We start from the raw sequence: 7,013 nt of genomic DNA on the forward strand, positions 1-7,013 counted from the left end.
ACCCCTGGCTCACGGATGAGCCAGGGGTTTCGAATGGTGCCGCTTGTCGGAATCGAACTGACGACCTTCCGCTTACAAGGCGGGTGCTCTACCAATTGAGCTAAAGCGGCTGGTGAATTTCTTCAGTGCGTGATTCTAGTGGCGTGGCCGGCATGGTCCGGCCGGCCGGCCGAATCACTTGATGCGTTTCAGCGACGGCCTGGATCCGCCACCGGCCGGCGGGCGCGGCGGCTCGTCGGCGGGATCGGTCGCGGGGCCGGCGTCGACTGTTTCGTCGGCATCGTCGCCCGTCACCAGGTGGACGATCTTGCCGGCGTCGCCCTCGGTGCCGCGCGAGGCATCGCGCAGCGGCATGCGCGCGGGGCCTTGCGGCGAAGGCGCCGGCGCATCGGCGTGGTGGCTGTTGCCGCCGTCCGACGCGGAAGCGGCCGGCACCGGCGCGGGAAACGCCATGCCCTGCCCGTTCTCACGCGCGTAGATGGCGATCACGCGCCCTACGGGCACGCTGATTTCACGCGCACTGCCCGCGAAACGGGCCTTGAACTCGATGAAGTCGTTGCCCAGCTTGAGCGAACTGGTCGCGTCGAAGCTGATGTTGAGCACGATCTCGCCGTTCTTCACGTACTCGCGCGGAACCTGGACGGTGTCGTCGACCTGCACGGCGACGTAGGGCGTGAACCCGTTGTCGGTGCACCATTCATAGAGCGCCCGGATGAGGTACGGGCGGGTGGAAGACGACTCGAGCGCGTTGATCATGAAATTGGTACCGTGCAATCGCGAAATCGCGGCCCCGGATTGGCCACTGTCTCTTCGCGGAACACCGCGGAACCGGCTCTGCCGGGCCGCAGGTGTTGCCCCCGGGCGGGGGTTGGCGAAGCGACACGAAGTGCGCGAAGCCTGGGGGCGATCTTAATTACTTTCGCATGACCTTTTCAGACGGCGTCAGTGCTTCGATGTAGGCCGGACGCGAGAAGATGCGCTCGGCGTACTTCAGCAGCGGCGCGGCGTTCTTGCTCAGGTCGATGCCGTAGTAGTCGAGGCGCCACAGCAGCGGCGCGATGGCCACGTCGAGCATCGAGAAGTTGTCGCCCAGCATGTACTTGTTCTTGAGGAACACGGGGGCCAGCTGCGTCAGGCGGTCGCGGATGTGCGAGCGGGCCTTTTCGAGCGCCTTGTCGTTGCCCTTGGCGGTGCGGTTCTCGAGCGTCGACACGTGCACGAACAGTTCCTTCTCGAAGTTGAGCAGGAACAGGCGCACGCGGGCGCGGTCGACAGGGTCGCCGGGCATCAGCTGCGGATGCGGGAAGCGCTCGTCGATGTACTCGTTGATGATGTTCGACTCGTACAGGATCAGGTCGCGCTCGACCAGGATCGGCACCTGGCCGTACGGGTTCATCACGCTGATGTCTTCGGGCTTGTTGTAGAGATCGACGTCGCGAATCTCGAAGTCCATGCCCTTTTCGAACAACACGAAGCGGCAGCGGTGGGAAAAGGGGCAGGTCGTTCCTGAATACAAGACCATCATGGCGAGAGACTCCTAAAAATCAAAAAGAGTGGGTCGCGTTGGCAACCCACTCTGTGGGACCGGGCGCCTTGGGTGGCGCTCGGTCGGCGTGGACGGAACTACTTGACGTCTTTCCAGTACGAGGCGTTCAGTCGCCACACAAAAACCACCGACATGGCCAGGAACAGCAGCACCCACACGCCGATGCGGATGCGGGTGTTCTGTGCCGGTTCGGCCATCCATTGCAGGTAACTCACCAGGTCGCCGACGGCATTGTCATACTGCACGGGTGTCAGGGTGCCGGGAGTGACTTGCTCCCAGCCCTTGAACACTTCGGTTTCGTGGCCGTGCTGTTCGACCTTGGTGTAGACCGGGCGGCGTTCGCCCTGCAGTTCCCACAGGGGGTTCGGCATGGCGACGCTGGGAAACGCAAGATTGTTCCAGCCGGTGGCTTTGGTGTCGTCGCGGTAGTAGGTGCGCAGATACGTGTAGAGGTAATCGGCACCCGTGCCGCCGTGGCCGGCGCGCGAACGTGCGACGAGCGTGAGGTCGGGCGGCGTGGTGCCGAACCATTCCTTGGCCTGTCGCGGATCGATGTTCGCCTTCATGGTCTCGCCGACCTTGTCGGTCGTGAACAGAAGGTTGTCCTTGATCTGCTGCTCGGTGATGCCGATGTCCTGCAGGCGGTTGTAGCGCATGAACGCTGCCGAATGGCAGTTCAGGCAGTAGTTGACGAACAGCTTGGCGCCGTTCTGCAGCGCGGCCATGTCGTTGGTCTTGGTGTTGGCCTTGTCCCAGGCGATGCCTTCGGACTCGGCCGACGCGGCTGCGGAGAAGGTCAGGCCCAGCGCCAGACCCAGGACCGCGAGCCAGCCGGAAATGCTTTTCTTCTTCATCGTGTTTCTCTCAGCTCTTCTTGGGCAGCATGTCTCAATGGGCGGCGAAGACCACGCGCTCGGGCACGGTCTTGAACTCGCCCTTGCGGCTCCACCACGGCATCAGCAGGAAGAAGCCGAAGTAGACCAGCGTGCCGATCTGCGAGACGGTCTGCGCGATGTCGAGCGCGAACGACCCGATGACCAGGTTGCCCCAGACGCCCGGCGGCTGGATGCCCAGGTAGCCGAGGATCAGGAAGAAGAAGACGAAGGCGCCGTACACATACTTGTGCCAGCTCGGACGGTAGCGGATCGACCTGACTTCGCTGTGGTCCAGCCACGGCAGGAAGAACAGGATGATGACCGAGCCGCCCATCACGACCACGCCCCAGAACTTGGCGTCGAAGGACTTGAGCAGGAAGATGACCACGGCGGCCGCCACGATGAGCGCCACCTTGAAGGCCGTGCCCGACTTGCCCTTGACGAAGTTCAGGATGGCGCCCGCGGCGATGATCAGCGAGAACACGTTGACCATGTCGTCGGTGGTCGCGCGCAGCATCGAATAGAACGGCGTGAAGTACCAGACCGGCGCGATGTGGTTCGGCGTCTTCAGCGAATCGGCCGGAATGAAGTTGTTGTACTCGAGGAAGTACCCGCCGGCTTCGGGCGCGAAGAAGATCACGGCCGAGAAGATCGTGAGGAACACCACCACGCCGAAGATGTCGTGCACCGTGTAGTACGGGTGCGACGGAATGCCGTCGAGCGGATGGCCGTCAGGGCCGCGCTTGGCCTTGATCTCGATGCCGTCGGGGTTGTTCGAGCCCACTTCGTGCAGCGCGATCAGGTGGGCCACCACGAGGCCCAGCAGCACCAGCGGCACGGCGATCACGTGGAAGCTGAAGAAGCGGTTCAGCGTGGCGTCGCTCACCACGTAGTCGCCGCGGATCAGCAGGGCCAGGTCGGGGCCGATGAACGGGATGGCGGCGAACAGGTTCACGATCACCTGGGCGCCCCAGTAGGACATCTGGCCCCAGGGCAGCAGGTAGCCCATGAATGCTTCGGCCATCAGGCACAGGAAGATCGCGCAGCCGAACACCCAGATCAGCTCGCGCGGCTTGCGGTAGCTGCCGTACATGAGGCCGCGGAACATGTGCAGGTACACCACGATGAAGAACGCCGAGGCGCCCGTCGAGTGGATGTAGCGGATGAGCCAGCCCCACGGCACGTCGCGCATGATGTACTCGACCGATGCGAACGCCTGGGCGGCGTCGGGCTTGTAGTGCATCACGAGGAAGATGCCGGTGACGATCTGGATCACCAGCACCAGCATGGCCAGCGAGCCGAAGATGTACCAGAAGTTGAAGTTCTTCGGCGCGTAGTACTTGCCCCACTGGTCGTTCCAGAGCTTGCTGAGCGGGAACCGGTTGTCGACCCAGTTCAGCAGCTTCTCGCCGGTTGGTGCGTTGGGGGAAATCTCGTGGAATTCAGCCATGTTCTTCTTCCGCCTCAGGCCTTCTTGGAGTCTTCACCGATCAGGAGCTTGGTGTCCGACAGGTACATGTGCGGCGGCACCGGCAGGTTGTCGGGCGCGGGCTTGTTCTTGAAGACTCGGCCTGCCAGGTCGAAAGTGGAACCGTGGCAGGGGCAGAGGAAGCCGCCTTCCCAGTCGGCGGGCAGCGAGGGCTGCGGGCCGGCCTGGAAGCGGTCGCTCGGGGAGCAGCCCAGGTGCGTGCAGATGCCGACCACGACCAGCACTTCGGGCTTGATCGAACGGTGCTCGTTCTGTGCGTACTTGGGGGTGAATTCGTCGGGGTGGCGCTTGGAAAGGGGATCGGCGAGCTGCCCGTCCAGCTTGGGGAGTTCCGCGACCTGCTCGGGAGTGCGCTTGAGGATCCAGACCGGCTTGCCTCGCCATTCGACGGTGATCTTCTCGCCGACCTTGAGGCCCGCGATGTCGACCTCTACCGCTGCGCCGGCGGCTTTGGCCTTCTCCGAAGGCTGGAAAGTGCTCACAAAGGGAATGGCGGTTGCCACGCCACCCACCACGCCGGCACAACTGGACGCGATCAGCCAGGTACGTTTGCCTGTGTCGATCCGGGGCGAGCCGGAGGTCATGTCACTCATGGGGATCCTCTTGTCTTCTTCGCTGGAGCAGGGCCAACCCTTGGCTTGAACAGGGTCAACCGGAGATTGTAGCGGGGCGCTGGGGGAGAATTCAACGGGCGTATTACCCCCTGCCCGCCTGCCGGCGAGCACAGAGGCCCGTTCGAGGTGGTGCGCCGAATGGCGACGAGGGCCGTCGCCGATGCTGTCTTCAGTTCAGCAGCCCGTGCTGCATCGCTTCATGAACCGCCTGGGTTCGGGACTTCACGGACAGCTTGCGATAGATGCTCTTGGCATGAAACTCGATGGTGTTGACCGACAGGTAGACCGCATCGGCGATCTGGCGATTGCTCCAGCCCTGTGCGATCAGCCGCAGCACCTTCAGTTCCCTCGGCGACAGCAAGGCGCGCGGCAGCTTCTCGGCCGCTGGCGCCTCTTCCCGCTGCTCCTGCACGCGGATCGGCTCGATCGTGCGCGCCTTGGCGGACGCGGCGATCGAACCCAGGATGCGCCTTGCAATGCGCGAGTCCATCGGCGCGCCGCCGCGTTCCACCGAACGCAGCAGGTATGCGAGTTCGATGTCGTCCACCTCGGTCAGCAGATAGCCGATGGCGCCCGCGGCAATGGCGGCGCCCACCAGTTCCTGATCGTCGGTGTCCGACATGCCTACGCTTTCGATGCCCGGGTAGTTCTGGCGCACATGGTGCAGCAGCGAGATGCCGTCCTTCGATGGCAGCCGCATGTCGACCAGCGCGAGGTCATAGGGAAGAGCAGCCAGCAGGTTGCAGGCTTCGGCGCGGCTCGACGCCACCACGATACGGCGGCGCGGCGCAAGCTCGGCCAGGATGCGCCGCATGCGATCGGCGACGGCGAGATCGTCGGCCACGATCAACGCCGCATGGAAGACACCGCCATACATCTGCGCGACCGAAGACAGCGGCCGCACGGACTGGCTACGGACACTCATATTCATTTCCATGACCGCACTCCCCTGGCGACACGGAAAACCGTGTCCATGTATGCATTGGCAAAGCTCGAAAACAGATTGACCACGCGACATCCCTCTGGCTGATTGCTACCCACGGGTAGCCTCGAAATGTTGTCTTTCGTTTCAGATGTCGCAGGAACGATGCCTGCGCGGGACAGCACCGTGCGCACAGGCATGCCACTGCCTGTAGTACTTTGATTTCATTGAAAAAAATGGCGCGGACACGTCGTCGAACGCGGTCCTGGGAGGGCCTCGAAAAGGCCGTTTTCGCGCAGTTGTTACGTGGCGTTTTGAGCGCGCGTTACGTAGCACCGCGCAACACGAAACACGCTCGACTTCGCATGTCGGCGCATTGCCCACGGATTTATGTGATGCCCGCGAAGCCGCATGGGCATTGGCTTTGCGGGCATCGCCACTTTTTTTCGAACACGCATCGAAGCGCTCGCGGGACCGCAGAACTACGGATCCCGGTGATGTTCAGCAAGTACCTCGATTCCTAGCATCGGTTGCACCGGGTAACGCAATGAAACCCGCCCCTGCTTTCACGCGCCAAGCGCCGTGGAAGGCCGGAAGTTGCCATCGATACATCAAGGAAAAAAGGTCCAAATGACTACATCCAAGCGCTCTGCTGTTCGCTCCTCATCCATCATGCGCAAAGCAGGTGTCAGCCGCCTTCTTGCATCCGTGCTGGTGGGGGCTGGTTATGTGATGACGTTGCCTGTGGCGCATGCTCAAGTCACGATCGGAGGATCCGAGGTCAACGCAGGAAACGTGGGGGGCAACTTCAACTTTGGCAACAACGGTGGTGTTCTGAATGCCGGGGGCGGCGTCACCACGCCGACACTGTCCGCTGGAACCGTCAACGCGGTCAACGTGACGGCGTCGCGCGGCACCATCAACACGCTGAGCGCAGGTAGCATCACGTCGGGCACTGTCTCTGCTGGCAGCGTCAGCGCCGCCAGCGTCACGGCCAGCAATGGCACGATCAACACACTGAGTGCGGGCAGCATTACAGCCAGCACCGTCTCCGCCGGCAGCGTCAGCACCGTCAATGTGACTGCATCGCGCGGCACGATCAACACGCTCAGTGCGAGCAGCATCACGTCGGGCACCGTCTCTGCCGGCAGCGTCAGCGCTTCCAGCGTCACTGCGAGCAATGGCACCATCAATACGCTCAGCTCTGCCAGCATCACCGCTGGCACCGTCTCTGCCGGCAGCGTCGGCGCCGCCAGCGTCACTGCCAGCAATGGCACCGTCAATACGCTCAGCTCTGCCAGCATCACCGCTGGCACCGTCTCTGCCGGCAGCGTCGGCGCCGCCAGCGTCACTGCCAGCAACGGCACCATCAATACGCTCAGCTCTGCCAGCATCACCGCCGGCACCGTCAGCGCAACCAGCGTCGGCACCGTCGACCTGACCGCAAGCAACGGCACGATCAACACGCTCAGCTCCGCCAGCATCACCGCCGGCACGGTCAGCGCAACCAGTGTCGGCACCGTCGACCTGACTGCCAGCAACGGCACCATCAACACGCTGAGCTCCG

General features: G+C 63.2%; 7 protein-coding genes and 1 tRNA gene. 1 reads left to right on the forward strand and 7 read right to left on the reverse strand.

The genetic code is table 11. The features are described from left to right. Window positions 1–34: 34 nt before the first annotated feature. The 7 genes from QRN67_RS14425 to QRN67_RS14455 all read right to left on the reverse strand — a co-directional run bounded on the left by QRN67_RS14425 (window position 35) and on the right by QRN67_RS14455 (window position 5,449). Window positions 35–110, reverse strand: a tRNA-Thr gene (locus tag QRN67_RS14425). A 64-nt stretch (window positions 111–174) separates the two neighbouring features. Continuing rightward, complete coding sequence (locus tag QRN67_RS14430; RefSeq protein ID WP_081266419.1) at window positions 175–756, reverse strand: ClpXP protease specificity-enhancing factor; 582 nt, start codon at window positions 754–756, stop codon at window positions 175–177. A gap of 157 nt (window positions 757–913) precedes the next feature. Next, window positions 914–1,525 carry a glutathione S-transferase N-terminal domain-containing protein gene (locus QRN67_RS14435; protein WP_081266420.1) on the reverse strand — a complete coding sequence of 204 codons (612 nt, stop codon included), beginning with the start codon at window positions 1,523–1,525 and terminating at the stop codon, window positions 914–916. A 98-nt stretch (window positions 1,526–1,623) separates the two neighbouring features. Next, window positions 1,624–2,400: a cytochrome c1 gene (locus QRN67_RS14440; RefSeq protein WP_106935526.1), complete on the reverse strand. Its 777-nt coding sequence runs from the start codon at window positions 2,398–2,400 to the stop codon at window positions 1,624–1,626. A gap of 34 nt (window positions 2,401–2,434) precedes the next feature. After that, complete coding sequence (locus tag QRN67_RS14445) at window positions 2,435–3,871, reverse strand: cytochrome b (RefSeq protein ID WP_285412287.1); 1,437 nt, start codon at window positions 3,869–3,871, stop codon at window positions 2,435–2,437. A 14-nt stretch (window positions 3,872–3,885) separates the two neighbouring features. Next, window positions 3,886–4,503 (reverse strand): ubiquinol-cytochrome c reductase iron-sulfur subunit, encoded by a 618-nt coding sequence (petA, locus tag QRN67_RS14450; protein ID WP_081266423.1) that lies wholly within the window; start codon window positions 4,501–4,503, stop codon window positions 3,886–3,888. A 190-nt stretch (window positions 4,504–4,693) separates the two neighbouring features. After that, window positions 4,694–5,449: a response regulator transcription factor gene (locus tag QRN67_RS14455; protein WP_234382803.1), complete on the reverse strand. Its 756-nt coding sequence runs from the start codon at window positions 5,447–5,449 to the stop codon at window positions 4,694–4,696. A gap of 627 nt (window positions 5,450–6,076) precedes the next feature. Between QRN67_RS14455 and QRN67_RS14460 the strand changes: the two genes are divergently transcribed. Continuing rightward, on the forward strand, window positions 6,077–7,013 hold a 937-nt coding region (locus tag QRN67_RS14460; protein ID WP_503010898.1), incomplete at its 3' end, for a beta strand repeat-containing protein.

It is taken from the genome of Variovorax sp. efr-133-TYG-130, assembly GCF_030208835.1.
Classification (GTDB): domain Bacteria; phylum Pseudomonadota; class Gammaproteobacteria; order Burkholderiales; family Burkholderiaceae_C; genus Variovorax.

Coding starts and splice junctions, on each gene's coding strand:
- QRN67_RS14435 (WP_081266420.1), bottom strand. CDS start 1,525: ATGATGGTCTTGTATTCAGGAACGACCTGCCCCTTTTCCCACCGCTGC.
- QRN67_RS14440 (WP_106935526.1), bottom strand. CDS start 2,400: ATGAAGAAGAAAAGCATTTCCGGCTGGCTCGCGGTCCTGGGTCTGGCG.
- QRN67_RS14430 (WP_081266419.1), bottom strand. CDS start 756: ATGATCAACGCGCTCGAGTCGTCTTCCACCCGCCCGTACCTCATCCGG.
- QRN67_RS14445 (WP_285412287.1), bottom strand. CDS start 3,871: ATGGCTGAATTCCACGAGATTTCCCCCAACGCACCAACCGGCGAGAAG.
- QRN67_RS14455 (WP_234382803.1), bottom strand. CDS start 5,449: ATGAGTGTCCGTAGCCAGTCCGTGCGGCCGCTGTCTTCGGTCGCGCAG.
- petA (WP_081266423.1), bottom strand. CDS start 4,503: ATGAGTGACATGACCTCCGGCTCGCCCCGGATCGACACAGGCAAACGT.